The sequence below is a fragment of the Shewanella sp. AC91-MNA-CIBAN-0169 genome (genome assembly GCF_040310165.1).
Lineage (GTDB): Bacteria > Pseudomonadota > Gammaproteobacteria > Enterobacterales > Shewanellaceae > Shewanella.
Genome location: NZ_JBEOPM010000001.1, coordinates 319,314 through 339,949, shown reverse-complemented (window position 1 = coordinate 339,949; position 20,636 = coordinate 319,314). Strand labels below are relative to the sequence as shown.

17 protein-coding genes are annotated in these 20,636 nt (G+C 42.1%); 6 read left to right on the top strand and 11 right to left on the bottom strand.

Annotated features, from left to right (window positions below; translation table 11 throughout):
* Window positions 1-69 precede the first annotated feature (69 nt).
* The 3 genes from aguA to AAEY98_RS01415 all read right to left on the bottom strand — a co-directional run bounded on the left by aguA (window position 70) and on the right by AAEY98_RS01415 (window position 5,192).
* Window positions 70-1,182, bottom strand: coding sequence for an agmatine deiminase (gene aguA / locus AAEY98_RS01425; protein ID WP_351014644.1), 1,113 nt, complete (start codon window positions 1,180-1,182; stop codon window positions 70-72).
* Between the two features lie 734 nt (window positions 1,183-1,916).
* Window positions 1,917-3,203: an acetyl-CoA hydrolase/transferase family protein gene (locus tag AAEY98_RS01420; RefSeq protein ID WP_351014642.1), complete on the bottom strand. Its 1,287-nt coding sequence runs from the start codon at window positions 3,201-3,203 to the stop codon at window positions 1,917-1,919.
* 360 nt (window positions 3,204-3,563) lie between these two features.
* Window positions 3,564-5,192, bottom strand: a complete 1,629-nt coding sequence (locus AAEY98_RS01415) for a methyl-accepting chemotaxis protein (protein WP_351014640.1) — start codon at window positions 5,190-5,192, stop codon at window positions 3,564-3,566.
* A 907-nt stretch (window positions 5,193-6,099) separates the two neighbouring features.
* On the opposite strand from AAEY98_RS01415, the gene AAEY98_RS01410 reads away from it, so the two are divergent.
* The 3 genes from AAEY98_RS01410 to AAEY98_RS01400 are packed head-to-tail and all read left to right on the top strand — an operon-like array spanning window position 6,100 to window position 10,792.
* Window positions 6,100-8,973: a xanthine dehydrogenase family protein molybdopterin-binding subunit gene (locus AAEY98_RS01410; RefSeq protein WP_182744887.1), complete on the top strand. Its 2,874-nt coding sequence runs from the start codon at window positions 6,100-6,102 to the stop codon at window positions 8,971-8,973.
* Window positions 8,970-9,506: a (2Fe-2S)-binding protein gene (locus AAEY98_RS01405; RefSeq protein ID WP_101085887.1), complete on the top strand. Its 537-nt coding sequence runs from the start codon at window positions 8,970-8,972 to the stop codon at window positions 9,504-9,506. Before AAEY98_RS01410 ends, AAEY98_RS01405 begins: the two co-directional genes overlap by 4 nt.
* Window positions 9,503-10,792 (top strand): cytochrome c, encoded by a 1,290-nt coding sequence (locus AAEY98_RS01400; protein WP_182744888.1) that lies wholly within the window; start codon window positions 9,503-9,505, stop codon window positions 10,790-10,792. Before AAEY98_RS01405 ends, AAEY98_RS01400 begins: the two co-directional genes overlap by 4 nt.
* 116 nt (window positions 10,793-10,908) lie before the next feature.
* Here the strand turns inward: AAEY98_RS01400 and AAEY98_RS01395 are convergent, their stop codons facing one another.
* From AAEY98_RS01395 to pbpG, 8 genes are all read right to left on the bottom strand, one after another.
* Window positions 10,909-11,397, bottom strand: a complete 489-nt coding sequence (locus AAEY98_RS01395; protein ID WP_162022454.1) for a hypothetical protein — start codon at window positions 11,395-11,397, stop codon at window positions 10,909-10,911.
* A gap of 380 nt (window positions 11,398-11,777) precedes the next feature.
* The gene (locus AAEY98_RS01390) at window positions 11,778-12,326 is read right to left on the bottom strand and encodes a type II secretion system protein (RefSeq protein ID WP_101085890.1); all 549 of its coding nucleotides are present in this window, start codon (window positions 12,324-12,326) and stop codon (window positions 11,778-11,780) included.
* A gap of 244 nt (window positions 12,327-12,570) precedes the next feature.
* Complete coding sequence (locus tag AAEY98_RS01385; RefSeq protein WP_162022453.1) at window positions 12,571-12,921, bottom strand: HopJ type III effector protein; 351 nt, start codon at window positions 12,919-12,921, stop codon at window positions 12,571-12,573.
* Between the two features lie 258 nt (window positions 12,922-13,179).
* On the bottom strand, window positions 13,180-14,478 hold the full coding sequence (locus AAEY98_RS01380) for an MFS transporter (protein WP_101085892.1): 1,299 nt from the start codon (window positions 14,476-14,478) through the stop codon (window positions 13,180-13,182).
* A gap of 99 nt (window positions 14,479-14,577) precedes the next feature.
* Window positions 14,578-14,955 (bottom strand): FMN-binding negative transcriptional regulator, encoded by a 378-nt coding sequence (locus AAEY98_RS01375; RefSeq protein ID WP_351014778.1) that lies wholly within the window; start codon window positions 14,953-14,955, stop codon window positions 14,578-14,580.
* Between the two features lie 212 nt (window positions 14,956-15,167).
* Window positions 15,168-15,461 (bottom strand): FMN-binding negative transcriptional regulator, encoded by a 294-nt coding sequence (locus tag AAEY98_RS01370; RefSeq protein ID WP_351014637.1) that lies wholly within the window; start codon window positions 15,459-15,461, stop codon window positions 15,168-15,170.
* Window positions 15,462-15,545: 84 nt separating this feature from the next.
* Window positions 15,546-16,190, bottom strand: coding sequence for a cupin domain-containing protein (locus tag AAEY98_RS01365; RefSeq protein WP_182744889.1), 645 nt, complete (start codon window positions 16,188-16,190; stop codon window positions 15,546-15,548).
* 170 nt (window positions 16,191-16,360) lie between these two features.
* Entirely contained in the window at window positions 16,361-17,269 is a 909-nt protein-coding gene (pbpG, locus tag AAEY98_RS01360; protein ID WP_101085895.1) for a D-alanyl-D-alanine endopeptidase, read from the bottom strand.
* Between the two features lie 346 nt (window positions 17,270-17,615).
* Here pbpG and AAEY98_RS01355 point away from each other — a divergent pair, with 346 nt between their 5' ends.
* The 3 genes from AAEY98_RS01355 to rpiA all read left to right on the top strand — a co-directional run bounded on the left by AAEY98_RS01355 (window position 17,616) and on the right by rpiA (window position 20,516).
* The gene (locus tag AAEY98_RS01355) at window positions 17,616-18,968 is read left to right on the top strand and encodes a P-loop NTPase family protein (protein WP_351014634.1); all 1,353 of its coding nucleotides are present in this window, start codon (window positions 17,616-17,618) and stop codon (window positions 18,966-18,968) included.
* Window positions 18,969-18,979: 11 nt separating this feature from the next.
* On the top strand, window positions 18,980-19,792 hold the full coding sequence (locus tag AAEY98_RS01350) for a mechanosensitive ion channel family protein (protein WP_101085897.1): 813 nt from the start codon (window positions 18,980-18,982) through the stop codon (window positions 19,790-19,792).
* Between the two features lie 64 nt (window positions 19,793-19,856).
* A complete protein-coding gene (gene rpiA, locus AAEY98_RS01345; protein WP_011636324.1) occupies window positions 19,857-20,516 on the top strand; it encodes a ribose-5-phosphate isomerase RpiA in 660 nt (219 codons plus the stop codon).
* Window positions 20,517-20,636: the final 120 nt, after the last annotated feature.

Genomic DNA, 20,636 nt, shown 5'->3' with positions numbered 1-20,636 from the left:
AGTATTGACAGTCAATTTTATTAAAACAATAGTGACATTAATGGTCATTGTGTTCTCGTTGGTTTTTACTTACTGTCCAGAGGGGATCTGCTGGGTGATGCAATGGATGTTACCACCACCTAATAAAATCTCACGGGCAGGCACACCGACAATGTCATACTCAGGGAAAATTTCTTGCAATTTTTGAGCTGCAATATCGTCAGTTGCTGGGTCGAGTAGTGGGAACACAATGCGATTGTTGGTAATCAAAAAGTTCGCATAAGAACCCGCTAAGCGTTCACCCGCGGTGCGTGGAACACCAGTCCCCTCTACTACGCCTTGCGCTTCTTCTTCTGTGCAATACAAAGGACCAGGCTGTGGTAGTAAATGGACTTTTAACTTACGCCCCTGTGCATCAACAGTATTTTGCAAAATATCCAAAGCGGCTTTTGAGCGAGGATACTGCGGATCGGTTTGATCATCAGTCCAGTGTAAAACCACTTCGCCTGGGCGAGCAAAACAGCATATATTATCAATGTGTCCGTCGGTCTCATCCATGAATACGCCGTCTGGCAACCAGATAAACTGCTTAACATTTAAATATTCAGCCAGTAATGCTTCTATCTGTTCACGAGTCAAATCTGGGTTGCGGTTGCTGTTAAGTAAACATTCAGCCGTGGTCATGCAGGTGCCTTCACCATCGACATGAATTGAACCACCTTCAAGAATAAGCGGAGCCTGATAACGCTCAAAACCATGCTGCGTAAGCATCTTTTGCGCGACTTGCTCGTCCTTATCCCATGGTGAATACAAACCACCGTTATCGCCGCCCCAGGCATTAAAGCCCCAGTCAACACCACGGCATTCGCCCTTGGCATTGACCACTACAGTAGGACCTGTATCGCGAGCCCAGCAATCGTTGCTATCTATTTCGACCAACGTAACGTGAGAAGGCATAACCGTTTTGGCCTGTGCCAAAAACGCCTTAGGTACCCCCATGTAAACTGGGGTAACAGCACCAATGGCATCGGCCACTTTAGCAAAGGTAGCCTGAGCATAAGCCCCTGCAGAGCGCCAGTTGTCAGGACGATATGGCCAAATCATCCACACAGCTTGCTGCGCCGCCCATTCGGCGGGCATGCTAAAACCATCTTGAGATGGTTTAGTGGTTAACTGCGTGGCATCCACATTCACGTTTGTCATGAATTTTATCTCCAGTAATGCTTAAAAACGATAAGGGTGAGCGCCCTAACATAGGACGACAGAATAGAAATACACCTAACATTAATCAAATAAACAAATCGAAATAGCGTATTCATCACGCGGATAGCTAGGCCGAAATTGCCACGTCCTACTAGGTGAGTTTTAGCTTCGTTGAAATATGACTGTATATCATATCATTTAAGACTGCTTGCGCTAAATAGTTGTATGCATAGGATAGATAAGAATTTATACGATAAAATGCTTGTAAGTTTATTGCACATTAGATGAGTGAAATTACTTTAGGGCAGAAACGGAGTTAGTTTTCTCGACCAGGAAATGGACAAATTCAACTTTGAACTTTGAACTTTGAACTTTGAACTTTGAACTTTGAACTTGAGGACGTTGAAGACTCTTTAAAAAGAATCCATCAACCTGACAGGCCTTTCATGCATATCTGACCTATATTGATATTGGAAATGTCATAGTGATGTCGGCAACATCATTGACCATGTGCTTTAAGGCATCCTGCCTATCAGATTGCTAATTCTTTTATAAACAGTAAAGAAGGGATGGCTGTTGATCCCCTCTTGGCCAGTGCAGGGTGGAACCTTGCGATCGACTCTTGTTTCTAACATTGATGTGGCCGCAGGCCATAAAATCTAAACAATAAAAGAAGAACTGGATTCCGGCTGATAAGCATTACCGGAATGACAAGATTCATAAATCACTAATGATTAAACCTTAAGTCGCCACATATCAAAAGCTTCTTGGCAAAGCTGTTCTCTAAACTTAGGGTGGGTAATGTCAATAAGCGCACGGGCTCGTTCTCGTAACGATTTACCGCGTAAATAAGCGGTTCCATACTCAGTAACAATATAGTGTACATGCGCACGGGTGGTTACCACGCCAGCGCCTGGCGATAAAACGGTGGCAATCCGCGACACGGTGCCATTAGCCGCAGTACTGGGTAATGCGATAACAGAACGACCACCTTCAGAAAGCCCCGCGCCGCGTATAAAGTCCATCTGACCGCCTACACCGGAATATATTTGAGTACCCAATGAATCAGCACAAACTTGCCCTGAAATATCGACCTGCAGTGCTGAGTTTATCGACATCACATTAGGGTTTTTACGGATAATAGCCGTGTCATTAACCTGCTCAATATCCATGAATATTACCGATGGGTTGTCATCAACAAAATCATAAAGTCGTTGGCTACCTAATGCAAAGCCTGTCACTGTCTTGCCGGGATGGACTTTCTTACGGCTATTATTGATCACGCCAAGCTCGACCAAATTAAGCACGCCATCAGAAAATAACTCAGTGTGAACGCCTAAATCTTTATGTTCGGTTAAGCACGCCAGCACGGCATCTGGAATAGCGCCAATGCCCATTTGTAAGCAAGCGCCATCAAGTACCAATTTGGCCACATTCTGGCCGATGGCCAAGCTTATCGCATCACTTGGGGCGAATAGGTGTTGTGGTAGCGGCATGCTCTGCTCATACACGGCAGCGAACTTATTGTAATGAATAAAACCGTCACCATGGGTGCGAGGCATCATGGGGTTAATGTGAGCAATGATTTTTCCCGCCATTTGGCAGGCTGCTAAGGTTGCCTCAACCGATATGCCTAAAGAACAGATACCATGTTTATCTGGCGGGGAAACTTGAACGATGGCGGTGTCGATATGCTGTTCGCCGGAACGAAACAACTTGGGCACCTCAGAGAGAAAAATTGGCACATAATCGGCATAACCTTGTTGTAGCAGTGACCTTGTGGGTGAACCAGTAAAAAAGCAACGATGGCGAAGATGATCCCTTAAACGGGGATCACTTAGCGATTCAGCCCCCTCGGTATGCAACTGCAATAATGTTAAACCATGCTTTGTTAACGCATGTTGGGCTAATGCATCGAGCAGTAATTTTGGCGTTGCCCCCATCGAATGAGTCCACAAGGTTTCACCGTTTTCAATTAAGGATACGGCCTCTAAAGCACTGCTACAAATAATTGGTTTCATTAATATTACTCAAGGTAATTAAGCTATTTGTAGTGTAAGCGGTAAATTACCCCTTTAATAGTGTTGACGATGGTAACGTTGAACTAGCACAAAATAGTGGAGAAATTGAGACATATAGGACGTTAATTGATAATAAGTGATGTCTAACTTACGGCAGCTTCAGTTAATCAAAACGACTCTTTAACGCCAATCACAATATCGCCGCCGTTATGCTCAAAAGGATAAAAAACCAACATAATTAAAGGGAATTATATAACACTGCCCTCGCTAGCTTTTTAGCCATACAGGTTGTACGGATAAATTAACTGAGAGATTGCGAGGAAGGGCTGAAGTTTAACTCAGCCCTCATTAATGAAAACGTTAGGCTATTTTAAATGTCGCCACTTGACGTTGCATTGAACGAGCCAGTGATTGTAAGTCGTTGACAGAATGGGTGAGTTTTTCAGTCGCCGCTGATGAGGCTTTAGTAATATCATTTATTGCGATGATACTTTTATTGATGCTCTCTGCCACATAGGATTGTTCTTCTGCAGCGGTAGCTATTTGGGTATTAAGCTCATTGATACTGTCGACCGAAGTGACAATTTCACTTAGCACAACACCTGCACTACTCGTTTTATCGTTAGCATTATTAACTAGAACCAAGCCCTCATCCATTGAAGAAACCGCAAGCACGACACTTTTTTGTAACCCACCAATCATGGTTTCAATTTGCAGTGTTGAGTCTTGAGTGCGCTTAGCTAAAGTACGAACTTCATCAGCAACAACAGCAAATCCTCGACCTTGTTCACCGGCTCTTGCTGCTTCAATGGCGGCGTTTAGGGCTAAAAGGTTAGTCTGCTCGGCAATACCTTTAATGACACTTAACACTTGACCAATGTTTTGACTTTCTTTAGCGAGATGAGATATCACCTCCGCCGTGGTGCCAATTTGATTAGATAACTGCGATATACTGTCGATTGAATTTCGAACAATAATATTACCATTTTCAGCATGATCATTAGCTTGTTTCGCCTGTTCAGCAGCAAAATTGGTACTTTGAACGACTTCAGCCACTGTTGCGGTCATTTCATTCATAGCCGTTGCAGTTTGTTCTGACTCATCTTGCTGCTGTATCATTCTATGGTTAGTGTCTTCTGTAAAACGCTGCAACTCTTCTGATGAAATATTGATGGTATTAGCGGCATCTGAAATTGATTCGATAATGCTTCTTAGATGGGTGATAACGCCTGTAAGGCTCGTTGAAATCATGCCTAATTCATCATCATTATAAGGAGTAAACACTTGGGTTAAATCTGAGTTTTGCTTGATGAGCTTTAGTTTCATCAAAATATCAGTCACGGGCCTCATCACACTGCGCAGCACCCAAATGGTTAACACTACACTGATAACAACTGCACATAACGTAAAGAAAATAAACAACTTAACTGATGATTGGTATATATCTTGAGTTAATCGCCATTCATCGCCTGCTACTTTTATTTGCAATGACACTAATTCGGCTATTTTACCGCTAATGGGATCAATTACCCCGTATAAAGGCATAATATCATCGGTCAATTGACCTGAAATATTCCCCGACATGTTTTGCAGTTTATTGATAAGAAAATCAATTCTCTCATCCGCAGGACCAAACATATCATTGGCTTCAATACTAAGTTGGCTCTCTTTGGGTGTTAACGTAGTGGCTAAATATTTTTTCCACAGGGTATCAATATTACTTTTTGCACTCATTAATGTCTCAGCAGCATCTTGAGCGGTTGAGCCGCCAGCATTGGCTTTGTTTATTGCATCAATGACTAAGACAGCATAGTCATCACCAATGATTTTTAAATCTTCTAATGGCACCACCCGATCAGAATAGATCCTCATCACTCCATCTTCGATTTTCCCCATCATATTGACAGCAATGCCACAAATTATGATGAGAATGGCTAATGGAATTAACGAACTAATGAGCATTTTTTGTTTAATTTTAAAATTCAGCATAATAGACCACCAAGTAAAAATAAATTAACTATAAAAGCTCGATCAATCCTTGGAGGAACTTTACGATGAAAAACAATAACCAATGCAAATGTTACAATTATGTTATTGAGAATTTTAATGTAATATAAAATATAACTCCAATCAAATATATAAATCACATTTTTATGCCTATACTCATCGATATATATGATTTTGTTCAAGGTATTAAAAATCTGTAAACTAAATTTTTTAAATAATGATAAAACGATTCAACACGACAAAAATAAGTTGGAGAACTTAGAATCTTGGTCTTATAAAAAACACTTTGCAGATATGCGCAGCTAAATCAGCAACAAGCAGTTTACGTTAAAGTTAACTAGCAACCAAAAGCAACGATAAACACAAACAACTCGATAACTTTAAGCTTACAATTCAATATATTAGCTAAAATAAATGAAAAAATATAATTATCGTTATCGAGAATTTACTTTAACTGACTAAAATTAAATAATTACTTTGGATCGAGTCCAAGATATACAGTTAACGAGATCACCGATCGTTTACTATATAATTGATTAAATAGTAAAAATATATCAGCACATCTAAATGAATAAAATATTACTCGTGATGACTTTTTAATAATTTAAGTATAAACGAAACGGTTTTTATGAGACGTTCAATTACTCAATCATTTTATTCGCAGATTAAATCATCAAAAAGATGAATTATTCAACTTCACGGCAAGCAACCGAGAAACCCTATCACAATCGTAAATATGCATTCCTAAATCAGTATGTTACCGTACATAGTGCTAATTTAGATTCAGCGCAATCAAAAATTATGCAATGACAATCAAGTGAATAAGCCTAAATCGGGCGACAATGAATAGGCCGTCTGATTTTCCCCTTTAGAATAACTGAGGTGAGATATGGATGTATCTAACGCGTCGAGACGGACCTTTATAAAACAATGTGTTATTGGCGGGGTCGCGGTATATTCCGCGCCTTTACTGTGGGAAATGAGTCGGGCCAATGCGTCCATCATTTCGCCTGAACTGGCTGCACAATGGCAAACTCAGGTTAGCGGCCAATCTAAACCCAAATTTCGTAACGACGGTATTGCTAAAGTCACCGGTCAAAAAGTTTATGGTCGTGACTACCGGGCAATGGACATGGCAGGCTGGCCAAAACAACAAGGCTACGCGTTTATCTTACGCGCTGCAGATGCATCCCATGTCTATCAAGGGTTCTCCCTCGACCACCTCCCGGCTTCAGCTAAGCCTTATAAAGTCATTACTGCAGCAGACCTTGCCCGCGACAAAGTTAAATTGCCTGAGTTTTACGGTGACAATATGTTATTGCCCGAGGGACAAACAGCAGATTATCTTGGTCATGCGGTAGCCATATTATTATTTGATAGTTTCCCTGCATTTAAACAAGCTAAGTCATTGTTGCAGTTCGACAATACCTTATTGCGCTTTGGTGAAAAAACGCCCTTTGTTTCAGACACTAAAGACCCTTATGCCAGCTGGCGTCTTATTCGGGTTGAAGGCGAAAATGGTGCCCGTGAAGATACTTATAGCCCACTACACGATGGACTATTTTTCCCCAGCGTTAAGCACCACAAACCGGTATGGTCAGGTGATGCTAATGCTCAAGGCTCGGTTTCTGAGCGCGGGCTGTATTATGCTGGCGAGATAGAAAAACAGATTGCGAGTGCCAAAGCAGATCAACAGTGGCAAGTATTAGAGCGCGAATATCGCACTCAAATCATCGATCCTATGATGATGGAGCCAGAGGCCTTTAATGGCTGGTTTGATGCCAGCAGCCAAACCTTTCATACCGTTATTACCTCTCAGTCGCCGCAAGACTTTCAAGAGATGGCCGTACACATGCTGTCATCTGGGCCATTGGCTGACAAAGTCAAAAATCTAGTAGTGCATTCTCCTTATATTGGTGGCGGTTTTGGCGCTAAAGATCACTCAATATTCCCGTATTATGGCGTGTTGGCAACCATTTACGCCAACGGTCCGGTTCGGTTAGCTAACGACCGCTTCGAGCAATTTCAATCCGGTCTTAAGCGTCATCCTTTCATCATGAAAAGTCGTTTAGCCGTTGATAAAGCAACCTTGAAAATTCAAGCGTTAACCTCACAGATGACAGTTGATGGCGGTGGTCGAGTTAATTTCAGCCCATCGGTCACCTCTGTTGGGGCGACGGCAATGCAAAGCATTTACTACACCCCACGTAACGATATTATCGCCACATCTTATGCGTCACGTAACCCTGATGCAGGCTCGATGCGCGGTTACGGTACATTGCAATCGATGACCGCAATGGAAGGCATGATCCACGAGATGGCTGCTGAGTTAAAGGTTGATCCCTTTAAGTTACGCGCGGCTAACGTGATGGAATCAGGACAGCGTAATACTCAAGGTGCTATCCCTAATGGCACGCTTAGATACCGTGAAATGCTCGACATGGCCGAACTAGACCCAGTGTGGCAAAACCGTGCAGATAATAAAGCGCGTTATGAGGCTAAAAACCCAGGCATGCGTTACGGCGTTGGTTTTGGTATTGCGACGAAAGATTATGGTACCGGTGCTGCAGCACCAAGTGCGGCGGTTAGATTATCTAAAGACGGTAAAATAACCTTAGAAATTGGTTTTATCGAAATGGGTACTGGTACTCAAACGTCACAAGCCGTGGTAGTCAGCGAGTCATTAGGTAGTTTTGCTCATGAAGTGAAACTTGCTGAGATAGATATTTGGGATGCAATGCAATTAGTGCAAACCGACAATCCATACATTATTTCGCAGCAGCGCCAAGATGAAATGACGGCAAATCCACGTTGGACACCGGTTAAAGCCATGGCATCGTCGGCATCTATGTCGGCATATTATCAAAGCCATGTCACTCGTATTGCCGCCGATATTATTTATCGTCACGGACTCTGGCCTGCTGCGGTGTCTATTTGGAACGAGTTGTATTTCAACACCCCAATGGGCAAAACTAATCTCAATCACTCTCGTGACGGCCGCTGGACTGATGGCAAGCTTACCGCTATGGGATTCCCGCCGCTTTCAATCGACATTCTCGCTAAACGAGCCCACGATTTAGGCTTAGTGGTTGGCGTAATGGGTCATGCCTTTAACCGTTGGGCTTGGGCCGAAGCTGATTTTGAGATTTTCGGTACCAAAGAACGCATTGCACTGGATGCATTGGCACTGCAATACGGCGAGGGTGACAAGTATCATGGCAGCGCGGATCGCAAAGCCCGCATGAGTTCAAACGGCTATCACTTAATCGATCGTCAAGCGATGAGCTATCCTAAAGCCGAGCTGAATAACGCCATGGTGACTTACTACGCTCCATGCGCCACTTTAGTAGAAGTAGCCGTTAATGAAGGTAATGGCGAAGTCAGTTTATTGAGCTCTCATACCTGGTTAGAAGCCGGTAAAGTGATTGTGAATGAGTTAGTTGAAGGCCAAATTCAAGGCGGTCTTGCTATGGGAATTGGCCATGCATTGCATGAAGAATTACCCCCATTTGAAGCCGGCGCTGGTAATGGCACCTGGAATATAAATCGTTATAAGGTGCCGTTAGCGCGACATGTTGGTGTTTGGAGCCAGCGACATACTATTTTACCGCAGTTGTCCGAAACCGATCCTAGCCGCGGCATCGCCGAAGTGGTGATGATACCTGTTGTTTCCGCGCTGGTTGAAGCCGTTTACCAAGCTACCGCAGTGCGTTTTTACGAACTACCAATGACAGCGAAAAAAATCAAGGAGGCCATGGCATGAGCCAGTCAATTAAGTTAACCATAAATAACCAAGCTGTGGGCCCGATTGACGTTGGCGATGGCATCATGATGATTGAGTTTTTGCATGAGTATTTAAACCTCACCGGGACTAAATTTGGTTGCGGCGCGGGTGTATGTCATGCCTGCACGGTAATCGTCGATGACGAACAAGGTATGAGCGAATCGGTTCGTACTTGCATCAATGGCGTCGAGCGTTTCAATGGCAAATCGATTCGCACTATTGAAGGTCATGCTAAGCAAAATGCCCAAGGTGAAATCACTGCACTTAGCCCTGTACAGCAAACATTTTTAGAACATTTCTCGTTTCAATGTGGTTGGTGTACTTCAGGCTTTGTCAATGAATCGACTGCACTGATTGAACGACTAGAGCGTAAACCTATAGCCAAAGATCAAGTTGAGCAAGTCATTGAAGATGCCTTGGGCGAACACGTCTGTCGTTGTACGGGTTATGTAAAATACTATGCGGCGATCAAAGATTTGATCCTCAAGACAGAGGGGCTAACCCTGTCATGAAGCCATTATATCAATGTAACTTAAGCCGTTTAATAAAGGCGCAAAAACATCTCCGCCAAAATCTTTTACTCAGCTTAGGCCTAAGTTTAGGCTTGGGTTTGTTCGCCTGTTCCAGCAGCGCGGCTGATAAGGCGAGCAATAACAGTAGCGATATCGAACGTGGGGCTTATCTGATGAAGATAGGCGACTGTGTGGCTTGTCATACCGCGGTAGGCGGACGAGAGTTAACCGGTGGACTGCCGTTCGAAACCCCGTTTGGGGCGGTATTCTCAACCAATATCACCTCAGATAAAGATACCGGAATTGGCAAATACAGTTATGACGAATTTTTTGATGCCATGCATCACGGTGTCGGTATTAACGGTAATTTGTACCCCGCTATGCCCTACACGTCTTATAGCCTGTTAACCGATGAAGATACCAAAGCGATTTATGCCTACTTGATGAGCACCAAACCCATCAAGCAAGCTAATCTCGACAATGATGTATCCTTCCCTTTTAACGTTCGATTTGGTCTCAAGGCGTGGAACTTAATCGCTCATGATGCTGAAAAATTTGCCCCCAAGAAAGACAAAAGTGAGCCCTGGAACCGAGGTAATTACTTAGTCAATGCGCTAGGCCATTGTGGTGAATGCCATACTCCTCGAGACAGCTTATTTGCCATGGAGCAGGATAAGCATTTTCAAGGCGCCGTTATCGAGGGCTTAGAAGCATCAGATATTACCCCTGCTGAACTTAACCGACAAAACTGGACTCATGACGATTTAAAGTCTCTGTTTACTGAAGGTTATTCTCGTAAAGGTACAGTATTTGGTGGCATGTATCCTGTGGTATACCACAGCTTTAGTCACTTAACCGATGCCGACATGCATGCAGTAAGCAATTACTTACTTGATACTGACGAGACTGTAGAAGCCAAACCACTGACCTTTAACGGCCACCAGCGTGAATTACCAGGATATAACCTATACATGGGATATTGCGCTGGATGTCATGGTCAAAATGGTGAAGGTCGACCTAATGTTGCTCCGGCAATGGCCGGTAACGCCACATTAGATAAAGCCAGCCCGCACAATATTGTTGCGGTAATGCTTAAAGGTATAAAGAGCCAACATTACAATACCACCACCAGCTTTTATGCCATGCCTGGTTATGCCGATGAGTTAAGTGATGAACAGCTTAAAGACTTAAGCAATTATCTGCGCGTCACATGGAGTAATCAGCCAGGTGATGTAGATTTGAATACAATTAATGATTTAAAAGAAGTGATATTCGAACGCGATTAACCATTTGAGTCCGTTGTAGAATATCCGTTTAAGCAAAAGCCGACATTTGGTCGGCTTTTTGTTTCACTAACGATTAATGGCAAAACTAACGCCATAACAAGGTTTACCCAACGAGGTTACAACACATCGTTAAGGTCTTGTATTGCATCAATCACCATACCCGTACCAATGCTAATCAACAGCAAATCAGTCCCAACACGGACAATCTTTTGTCCTTCTGGCGTACGACCTAGCTGAACAGTAAGCGCTGATGGTACATCGTAGTAAACAACATCAGCAGGTAACGAGTAGCCTTTTCGCCATTGCTTAGCACTGCCCGGTGGTTGGCAACGATTGTGTTTTTTGGCTAATCCTGGTGGACAATGCTTAGCATCACGGTTGGTATAATAGTAATTATTAACGATGACTTGGCGATCGTTACTAAAATAGGTCTGATAAGTTTCTTCCTGTTCGTGATCATGCTTCTTGTCATGCTTTTTTTCATGTTTTTCAGATTTATGTTTACCGCTATTACCATGCGAGTCGTTGTCTTTAGCAACGCTGTAACCGGAAGCACACACCATTAAGGTGCTGATAATGATGAGAGGTAGTATATGTCGATTCATAAAATGGATTCCTTTGCGATTAAATAGGCGCTTGTCATAATAGTTAACCAGCGATATGCCTGACCGTTAAAAAAACCAATACTATTAATATTACGGTTGATATGGGTGCAAAGGTAGTTGTATTGCGCTCTATTGTCGACACTAATCTATATTATTGTTAATTAATGTTCGCGTAGAATCGTTACTTTTGTTTCAATACCAATTGTGAAAACAACACCTTATTCGTTCCGCATAACCCCAGCAATATTTGATGTTTTAATCCTTATGACGTTACTCGTTAAGACTTTTTTATCGATGATAAAGGGACACAGAAAAGCAGCGAATATACAAAAAATTGATAAACAAGAGTGCGTTTGCCCCTTTAGATTTTAATAATACCGTTAACACCCAACGATTACCGTTGTGATGACAGGCTCTCCAGTACTCTGCCAGTGATACTGAAAGTAACAACTGGTTGCAATAACTTCGGCTGCAGTAGGCTCTGCAAGGGCAAGTGCACTTTTGGGGGCTGCAACAACAGCATAGCTGCTATTAGATGTAAAAATGCGATATGACCAATCATTCATTTCTAACCCAGCCGCTTTAAAGATTTCTGACGACGTTGTATAACCGGCATTAAAACCGCTACCACTAGTATTGGCCGCTGCGGCCCAAGGTTGGTAATGACTGCCTTTAACACCCGAGAATTCAACCGTATCTGTAAGCGCATTGCCTGAGGTTAATGTTTTTGTTTTAAATAACATCACTGCTGTTTTAATTGAGCCTGTGGCACCTTTGATTGCTGCAATATGTGCATCTGTTTTTAAATTAATAAACTTAGGCGCTGCGACAACAGCCAATACGCCAAGAATAATAATGACAACGACAAGCTCTATAAGGGTGAAACCGGATTGACGAGAGGAAACGATACTGCGGTTAAGTTTGATCATATGATGAATGCCTCCTGATACAGTAAACAAACTGCTCAGCTAGAAAGAGTTTACTTAAAACAATTACATGAGACGTTATTTTAACCTAAACACGAGCTTAAGTTATAGAGGCTTTCATCATAGTTTTGCGTATTGAGCCTTGTTGTATTGAGCCTTGTTGTATTGAGCCTTGTTGTATTAAGCCTTGTTGTATTGAGCCTTGTTGTATTGAGCCTGTTGTATTAAGCCTTGTTTAGCACCTAGGTTATTTAGCCTTTAATGCCTGTTGCGAAAATAAAATACCATCCCAGCCATGTTGCATAAACTGACGAATATTTTGATGATCCGTCCCTTGCGGCGTCGCCACAACATCTCGGTAATGTTGGCCAAACATAGCCAAGGTTTGTTGCACCGTTAACTGATGAATTTGCCCAAACGCAAACACCTTACAAGAACCAGAATTTTCTCCAGCTTCATTAAGCTGATCACCATTTTTAAATGCACTTATCGTGAAGTCATACTGGCCATCAATGACAGCCATAGTCTCTTCAAAACGGATAGTATCTGCTTGCGATGTTAGCGATGAAATAAACGGGTTAATAGCCGTTGATGGCATAAAATTGGCCCTGCCTTAATTTAAAGTTAAAGTTAAAGTTAAAGTTAAAATAAAATAAAATAAAATTAAAAGAAAAATAAACAGTAAAACTCCCGACACTATAGTTCGAGACCTTATCAAAATGATCACATTTACTATAGTGAAAAAGACTCAAGCAAACGATTAAAAAGCTCAAAAGCAAAGCGAGGCCCATACCCTCTGTAACTGCCTACTACAATGTTAAATTCAATAAAGTTTGCAAGCATAGACCATCGACACTTAATCCAACTTTAGTGCAGTAAAATCTGGCCGTGGTAACCTTTCCAACTTACTGTATAAATACATCACCACCAACGACAATAATGCGCCGATGATAAACAACCAATATCCACCAAGATGATCCAGTATAATCCCGCCGCCCAGCGGCGCAAATGCAAACCCCAAATCATAAAATGAAGCTGCGCCAAAGTACGCGCCACGTAAATGTTTAGGGGCTAGCCTGTCAATGTGCACGTTCATCGTTGGGAATAAAATGGTTTCTGCTAGGCTCATAACAACAACAGCGCCAATCCAGCCCCAAAACAAATCAATGGGGTTATACGCTAACCAAACTTGTGAACAAACCAACAGCATCAATCCAAACTGAATCCGATGCACCAAACTGTAACCAGCCATTAATCTTAACAATAAAAATTGGGTCGAGATAATGACTAAGGCATTGGTAAAAATCATTGCAGAAATCAGTGTTAATAAATCGGGGGCATTTGAACGAGTAAGATATTGGATCAGCGAACTGTCCATTTGCGCGTAAATAAACATACACAAAATGTTTGCAAAAATAAGACCTTGCAGTAATTTATCTTGCCATAAAATCGACATTATTTGCTTTCGATTCATCATAGCAGGTTTACGCTTAACAGCAGCTGTTGCATCGCCCATAACTGGAATGAGTCCATCTGCAACCAGCTCTGGAGCCGATGAATGAGTCTGGCGAGCTTGATGCCTAAAACCCCAAAATAATAACCCCAATAAAGCAGCAAAAGCCGCAGCGGTAATGTAAAAACTCGATTGTTTTCCGGTTAAGCCCAACCATATTCCTAACATTGGCCCTACGGCGCAACCTACGTTAACGATAAAATACAGTGATTGCATCGCCAACTCACGGGTTTTAGGATCGTCAATAATGTCGCCAATGGTGGCAGACGTTAGTGGCCGCCATATTGCAGTCGCAATAGAACACAGAGTCATGACGACAACATAGCCTTTGACGGAATCGACTTGCGCCAGTAATGAAAACGAGATGATATAAAGCACACCGGTAAAGTACATTAGCTTGTGGCGGCCGATTCGGTCTGACAGTGCACTACCAATAAAGCTGGTAAATACCGATATAATCGCAGCACTCGATAGTACTAAACCCACTTCTGTGGCGCTTAAAGCAAATTTTTCATACAAAATGACAGCCAAAAATGGCCACACCATGTAATAACTACCGCGAGTAATAAACGAGCCAAATAACAGTATCCACATTAATCGTGGAAATTGCTTAAACCGCGCTACAGAAATATCGCTATGCACTTTTTATCCTTAAAGAGTGATGCTGAAATAGATTATGACAGACTAAATTGATGGGGTTGTTATAGAGCTAATCCTAACGGCATTTGCGCGGATGAACCACTATTTATTGCCTAATCCTATGTTATTACTGATCATATAAGCTAATAGCTGTTTTTCATCGGCTCTATTTGACAGCGATAATCCTTGAACCACACCTTGTTGATCACTTTGGTTACGGTGCTGCCCTAATTTTTGCTTACCTTGTAACTCATCGATGACAATCTTAAAACCAACAATGCCCTTGGCTAGTTTTTGTTGGTAATCATCGGCAATAAATCCACCACTTTGTAGTAATGAAGGTTCATATTGTTGGATGGTAGATTCGAATACTTGTGCGGTGATCGCATCATCAGTTAATTCAATAATGCCTTTTGCATGTACTACGCTGTAATTCCAAGTCGGAACCGCTGGATAGGAGTCATACCAAGTGGGTGAGATAATACCAATTCCAACAATTATGTGACATTTCAGAGTCGCTCAGGTTTTTCAGTTTGCGGCGCATTGTTGAAAGAATGGTCGTTCCCTTATAAAACAATGCAACAAAAAAGTGGAAAGCCTGAGAGCCTCCCGCAGGGCGGGTTTCAGCACTCTCTATGCTACTTAATAAAATTTTGACGTAGAACAACTATGCCTGCAATCTTATTACTTGCCTATAGAGTGCTGAATTCCCGCTGAATGGCCAAATAATTGTTGGAGTTGGTATCAGCGTGCGGGCCATTGAAAATACAAAGGACTCTAGTACCCGCAATACTTTTCCAATGCGGATTACTACGAGCAAAATGGCCATACAAGGTACCATTTTCACCCTCCGAGGCAATGAGTAATAAAGGCAAGTGCGAGCCCTCTAAATCGTTAGACACAACAGTCGCAAAACCATATTGGTTAATAAACTGATGGATTAACTCTCTGACTCCCATATCCCACTTATCAGGCACTTGCATCATTCACTCTTTACTAAAATAGTCTATAAAGTCTTTATAGTGAATCTGACGAATAAATGCCATCGTTTTATGGGTTTGTAGCGATTATTACAAATGGCCTACTTTGACCAAAATCACCGTGTCTTGCTCCACATACGGATTATGCTGACTTAAATGCGGACTACGGATCCACGTACCTGCAGGATAGCGACCCTGTTCATCGATAAACTCTCCGCTAATAACATAGATTTCTTCGCCGCCAAAATGACGGTGCGGTTGAAAATGTGTCCCCGCAGGCCACTTAACTAATGCAGTCGACTCAGTACCATGTTGGTGTAGCGGCATAACCTGCAACTGACCATGACCCGGCAACCATTCTGTCTCATTGGTATTAATGGCCACTTGTTGTGAGTCTGTAGGTTGAAACTGGTGCAGCTTAACCAACAACGTACAACCTTCTACGCTAAATGGCGCATGGACAAAACCTTCAGGATTACGCAAATACGTGCCTGCAGGATAGTCACCGGTTTCATCAGAAAACACCCCGTCGAGCACTAAAATCTCTTCGCCTAACGGATGAGGGTGTGAGTTAAATTTAGCACCAGCTTGATAGTTTACAATGCTGGTCGCATGACCACGCTCTGCTTCTTCACGCGCTAAGCGTTTACGTAATACGCCCGCTGCGGGGCTATTTTGCCATTCAAGATCGGCAGTGTTAATCACCACTCGTTGGCTAAAATCCATGTTTAACATATTGCTACCTTACAACCGTTTAATTGCCATTAGTGTAAGGCTTTAACAATCGATAAAACAGCAGGTACTTTATGGTACCTATAGATATTAATAAGCCAATATTAAAAGTGTATTGATAAAAAAAGCCCATTCAACAAAGTGAATGGGCGTTAATTGTGGTCATTCAGCAGTTAAATACTGTTATTCAGAATCGCTTGGCGTTGTTTTTTATAGGCTTTAGCCGATGCAGGGATCGGTGTTGTACGCCCGGTTTCTAGCCAGTTCTTTAATCGGTTGGCATCTGCCATGTGGGTGTATTTACCAAATGAGTCCAGTACCACAAATGCCACTTTACGCTTGTTCATTTCAGTTAACATCACTAAACAATGGCCCGCTTTATTGGTAAAGCCCGTTTTGGTTAATGCAATATTCCAATTGTTTTTAAATACCAGTTTATTGGTGTTTTGAAAATCTAAGGCATAACGTGGTGATTCAAAGTTAACGTGCTTTTTAGTGGTCGAGCTCAGCTTGCCTAATAACGGATACGTTTGACTGGCTTTAAGCAATAATATGAGATCGTTAGCGCTAGATACATTGTCAGGTGACAAGCCTGTTGGTTCAACATAACGGGTTTGGCTCATGCCCAGTGCGGTCGCTTTGTCGTTCATTGCACGCACAAAAGCCTTAAATCCACCTGGATAATTATGTGCAAGTGAGGTCGCGGCACGATTTTCTGACGACATTAATGTTAATAGCAACATGGTTTCACGAGTCACCACGCTGCCTAAACGCACTCGTGAATAAATATTGCGCATCACAGGTGAGTCAGTAATTTTTACTGAGATTTTTTCATCTAATGCAAGCTTGGCATCCAATGTCACCATGGCAGCCATTAACTTGGTCACTGAGGCAATAGGCACAGGTTGATTTGGATTACTTGAATATAAAACTTCATTGGTGGCTAAGTCGACCAACATAGCACTACCGGAGGCTAACTCTTGTTGAGGTTTGATTTGCACAACTTGTGCTGCAAAAGACATTGGGCTGCTCAACGAAGTTGAACATAATAAAGCGCAGGCAAAAAAGAAACGAAGTTTCATTAACATCACTTGAAAAATAAACCTAATAAGTCCACTGAGTATACGATAAAGGATTAGACCGACAATAGATAAATAATCACTATTAGTAAGTTTTTAGTGAATTTGGCGCAGTTTGAGTCAAAAGCATTCGCAATGACTCATCTCAATCCGGCTCAAGCTAAGTGATAAACAGCTAAACGATAACCCTGCATTCGCCAAGCGAGCTATTTTAGTCATAGTGTTGGCAATCGATTAGTGAGGTCTTTGTTATTGAATAAAGGGCACAAGAAGATGAGCTTCAGCACAGATAACGCTTTTTGTTGTCTTCATGTTAAGATTGAATAAGTCGTTTAAAAAGAGAGTATAGATGGACATTAACTTGCGTTTTTTTAGTCGATTAAACCCATGGCTCAATAGCTTATTGACCTCTAAAGCTACCCTAAAAACAGAGGCTGATGAAGCGCAAAAAGGGCAGATGTCGCTCAAGACTATCGCCAACCAATATCCGCTTCAAACTCGTCGGGGTCCAATTACTCAGGTGATGCTATATCAGTCACTTTATGCCAGTGATGATTTCGTTGGCCGAGAAAAACAACTCAAGCAAATTACCGATGTGATAAACCAATGGCGTAATCATCACGGCGAAATCAGTGCCATTGTCTCGCCTGCTGGAGCTGGAGGATCATCTTTTTTAGGCCAACTGCCGCCTTTACTGCAAACCATTATCGCCGAAGACACTAAAAAAGCACCGATGCCTGACGTAAAACCGTTGCCGTCCAAGTGGCTATTGATGAGTTTTTATCAAGCGCCATTAGGCGCAAATGACGCGATAGCCCATGTTTGTTATTGTTTTGGTATTACGCCACCAAACACCATCACCGAAACGATTGCCGCCATCAACCAGCAACCACCACAGCTAATTATGATAGATGATATGCACAAGCTGATGTTGAGAGTGATGGGAAATAATCAAGCCTTGGTAACCTTTGCAACTATCGTGATGGAAACGCGTAAACATCATTGTTGGATCATAAGCTGTGAAATATTTGCATGGCAACGATTAAGTGCACAGTACCAAATTCATCACTTTATTAAGCATGTTTTTCAGCTCGATTATTTCAGTGAAACCGAATTAGCCACAATACAAACAAAGCATCTGCTTGATTTAGGGTTAATCAGTAACGACGTGATGACCAAAGAAACCGCTACTGCAGCCGATAAAAACACCAAAAAAAACACTGCACAGCAAGCTGAAAAAACCAACAATAATCAAGCGGATATTGTAAATCCTTATAAAGACCAGCTAAAACAGCTGTACACTATCAGCCAAGGGCACCCCAAATTAGCATCATTGTTGCTACAGTATTCTCTCGCGCACCAAGTCGATATCGGTTCGGATAATAGTTCAAATAGTCGTTCAAATAATGGCATTGATATTTGCCGCATTAACTCATCTGTATTGCAACAATGCCAAGACAATGACCTATTTTCATTAGCAGAGATTTATGTTCATGGTGGCTTACGAGTGAGTCAGCATGCACATATTTTTGTCATTACGATTGAACAAAGCAGCTTGCAGTTAGAATATTTAGCTCGCCAAGGACTCATTATTGCGCAATATTCACAACAAGATTTTGCCGAGCATTTCTACTTTATTACTCCAACCTTAAGTAAAATTGTCGCCAGCCATTTGGTGAATCACAATAAGTTGTTTAATTAAACGAGGCGACTATGGAAGATTCCCGTAAAGCATTACAAGCATTTTTAGAGATCATTTCGTTTGACCGAATAATCAGTATTTTACTGCTGTGTCTAATGGCGTGGCTGTTATTGGTACTGATCCAATTTTGCTTAAATCAACTGAATAAAGCCTTGCCTAAATACCGCTTAATTTGGAATCGGTCATACCCTTTTGTGCGTTTATTTGTGTGGCTGAGTGTGATTGTTTATTCGATCGTTGGCATTATCGATCCACATGAGAACTTAATCCTTGCAGTGGTAGGTTCAATCAGTATTGTGGTGGGTTTAGCGACCCAAGAACCAGCCAAAAACATGATTGCTGGGTTTATTATTATGATCAACCCGCCTTATCGCGTTGGTGATATGGTAACGTTATCTGGACATTATGGTGAAGTCATTAAACTGGAATGGAGCGTAACTTGGCTGCGTACCTTTGATGATAATACCGTGATGGTGCCTAATGCTGAGGCGTTAAAAACTGCAGTATCCAATGCAAATAGCGGCGCTTTAGATGAAATGGTGGTAGTGAGTTTTACCATTCCAATGAATGCCGATCACAACAAAGCCATCGCGCTGGCCAGAGAAGCAACGCAATGCTCACCATATACCTTTTTAAATAAGCCCATTATTGTCAACTTAGGTAACGAGCACGACTTTGGCCAGTTTTTACAAACCATCACAGTCAAAGCGTATGTGATGGACGTAAGATTAGAGAAAAAGTTTATCAGTGACATCAATATCAGGGTATTAAGCGCATTTAAAAATGCCCAATTTTATGATGTACAACAAACGGTATTTCAGTAATTTACGCTATAATCGACTCAATTGTTAGATAACACTTTTTGATTGTTAAAATGGAGAATTTGCTATGACTCAAGATGAAATGAAGAAAGCGGCAGGTTGGGCAGCGCTGCAGTATGTCAAAAAAGACACCATCGTCGGTGTAGGTACAGGCTCTACAGTCAATCACTTCATTGATGCACTTGCCACCATGAAAGATGACATCGAAGGTGCGGTATCAAGCTCTGAAGCATCAACGAAAAAACTCATCGAACTCGGAATTGAAGTATTTGATTTAAACAGTGTTGATTTGATTGATGTCTATGTTGATGGCGCGGATGAGATTAACGACCGCATGGATATGATTAAAGGTGGCGGAGCTGCATTAACGCGCGAGAAGATTGTCGCGGCGGTAGCTAAACGGTTTATTTGTATTGTAGATAATACCAAACAAGTGCCCATTTTAGGTGAGTTTCCGTTGCCTGTTGAAGTCATCCCGATGGCACGATCTTATGTGGCGCGTGAGTTGGTAAAATTAGGTGGCGACCCCGTTTACCGTCAAGGCGTAATAACCGATAACGGCAACGTTATTTTAGATGTCTACAATATGAAAATTTTAGACCCTAAAGTGATGGAAACTAAAATCAACGCCATTGTCGGTGTAGTGACTAACGGTTTATTTGCTAACCGCGGTGCCGATGTACTACTAGTAGGCACCCCTGATGGCGTTAACACCATCACACTGTAAAAACTAAACCATTCGCTTGATTAACTTGAATGTTTAGCAACAGCACAAAAAAATGGCCTAGCATTACTGCTAGGCCATTTTTTATCTGTTTTAGTCTCTGTTTTAGTCTCTGTTCTGCAA

Bases quoted from the DNA above. Each gene is read 5' to 3' on its own strand.
- aguA (WP_351014644.1), bottom strand. From the start codon at position 1,182: ATGACAAACGTGAATGTGGATGCCACGCAGTTAACCACTAAACCATCT.
- AAEY98_RS01420 (WP_351014642.1), bottom strand. From the start codon at position 3,203: ATGAAACCAATTATTTGTAGCAGTGCTTTAGAGGCCGTATCCTTAATT.
- AAEY98_RS01415 (WP_351014640.1), bottom strand. From the start codon at position 5,192: ATGCTGAATTTTAAAATTAAACAAAAAATGCTCATTAGTTCGTTAATT.
- AAEY98_RS01410 (WP_182744887.1), top strand. From the start codon at position 6,100: ATGGATGTATCTAACGCGTCGAGACGGACCTTTATAAAACAATGTGTT.
- AAEY98_RS01405 (WP_101085887.1), top strand. From the start codon at position 8,970: ATGAGCCAGTCAATTAAGTTAACCATAAATAACCAAGCTGTGGGCCCG.
- AAEY98_RS01400 (WP_182744888.1), top strand. From the start codon at position 9,503: ATGAAGCCATTATATCAATGTAACTTAAGCCGTTTAATAAAGGCGCAA.
- AAEY98_RS01395 (WP_162022454.1), bottom strand. From the start codon at position 11,397: ATGAATCGACATATACTACCTCTCATCATTATCAGCACCTTAATGGTG.
- AAEY98_RS01390 (WP_101085890.1), bottom strand. From the start codon at position 12,326: ATGATCAAACTTAACCGCAGTATCGTTTCCTCTCGTCAATCCGGTTTC.
- AAEY98_RS01385 (WP_162022453.1), bottom strand. From the start codon at position 12,921: ATGCCATCAACGGCTATTAACCCGTTTATTTCATCGCTAACATCGCAA.
- AAEY98_RS01370 (WP_351014637.1), bottom strand. From the start codon at position 15,461: ATGATGCAAGTGCCTGATAAGTGGGATATGGGAGTCAGAGAGTTAATC.
- AAEY98_RS01365 (WP_182744889.1), bottom strand. From the start codon at position 16,190: ATGTTAAACATGGATTTTAGCCAACGAGTGGTGATTAACACTGCCGAT.
- pbpG (WP_101085895.1), bottom strand. From the start codon at position 17,269: ATGAAACTTCGTTTCTTTTTTGCCTGCGCTTTATTATGTTCAACTTCG.
- AAEY98_RS01355 (WP_351014634.1), top strand. From the start codon at position 17,616: ATGGACATTAACTTGCGTTTTTTTAGTCGATTAAACCCATGGCTCAAT.
- AAEY98_RS01350 (WP_101085897.1), top strand. From the start codon at position 18,980: ATGGAAGATTCCCGTAAAGCATTACAAGCATTTTTAGAGATCATTTCG.
- rpiA (WP_011636324.1), top strand. From the start codon at position 19,857: ATGACTCAAGATGAAATGAAGAAAGCGGCAGGTTGGGCAGCGCTGCAG.